The organism is Sphingosinicella xenopeptidilytica, assembly GCF_042676985.1.
Lineage (GTDB): Bacteria > Pseudomonadota > Alphaproteobacteria > Sphingomonadales > Sphingomonadaceae > Sphingosinicella > Sphingosinicella xenopeptidilytica.
Genome location: NZ_JBHTIK010000017.1, coordinates 1 through 1,048, shown reverse-complemented (window position 1 = coordinate 1,048; position 1,048 = coordinate 1). Strand labels below are relative to the sequence as shown.

The 1,048-nt window shown below is 60.3% G+C and carries 1 pseudogene; it reads right to left on the bottom strand.

Annotation, left to right across the window (positions count from 1 at the left end):
• Positions 1-1,045: pseudogene (locus ACFQ00_RS20000) on the bottom strand (IS3 family transposase); the annotation flags it as partial.
• Positions 1,046-1,048 lie beyond the last annotated feature (3 nt).

Below are 1,048 nucleotides of genomic sequence, written 5' to 3'. Positions count from 1 at the left end.
ATGGTATTATAGTGTTCGCGCCAACGGCTGACCAAGATCTGGGCCTCCCTGAGCGTATAGAAGATCTCCCCATTGAGGAGTTCGTCGCGCAGCTTGCCGTTAAAGCTTTCGCAGTAGCCATTTTCCCATGGTGATCCCGGCTCGATGTAGAGCGTCTTCACCCCGATCCGGGCGAGCCAGTCTCGCACGGCATTGGCGGTAAACTCAGCGCCGTTGTCGGATCGGATATGGGCTGGAGGCCCATGTTTCACGAACAGATCGGTGAGCACCGCCAGCACATCATCGCTCTTGATCTGGCGCTGCACATGGATCGCCAGGCACTCCCGGCTGTGCTCATCTATTACCGTCAGCATGCGGAACGCCTTGCCGTCATGGGTGCGATCCGCGACGAAGTCGTAGCTCCAGACATGACCACGATAGCGGGGCCGCAGCCGCACACATGACCCATCGTTCAACCACAGACGGCCGCGCTTCGGCTGCCTCTTTGGTACTTTCAGCCCCTCACGACGCCAGATGCGTTCGACCCGCTTGGCGTTCACCGTCCAACCTTCTTGCCGAAGCAGCGCTGTGATCCGCCGATAGCCGTAACGACCGTAACTCGATGCCAGGCGAATGATATCCGCCGTCAGCAGTTGCTCATCGGATCGTGGTCGTGCAGCACGGCGCTGGGTCGAACGGTGCTGGCCAACCGCCCGGCATGCACGACGCTCGGACACACCGAGCGCCGCACAAGCATGGGCTACGCCAGCACGACGTCGCGAGGGGCTCAGTACTTTCCCTCAATGACCTCTTTCAGAATCAGCGCATCCAGCGTCAGGTTGGAGACGGCCTTGCGCAACCGCGCATTCTCCTTCTCTAGCGCTTTCAGCCGTGCCGCCTGCGTCACCTTCAAGCCACCATATTCACGCCGCCAGCGGTAGTAGCTCTGTTCCGATATCCCCAACCCGCGACAGATCGTGCCGGTCTTCTCTCCTCCGGAAAGCCGCACCTCGGCTTCCCGCAACATCCCAATAATCTGCTCCGCTGTGTAGGTCTTCCGTGCCATTCC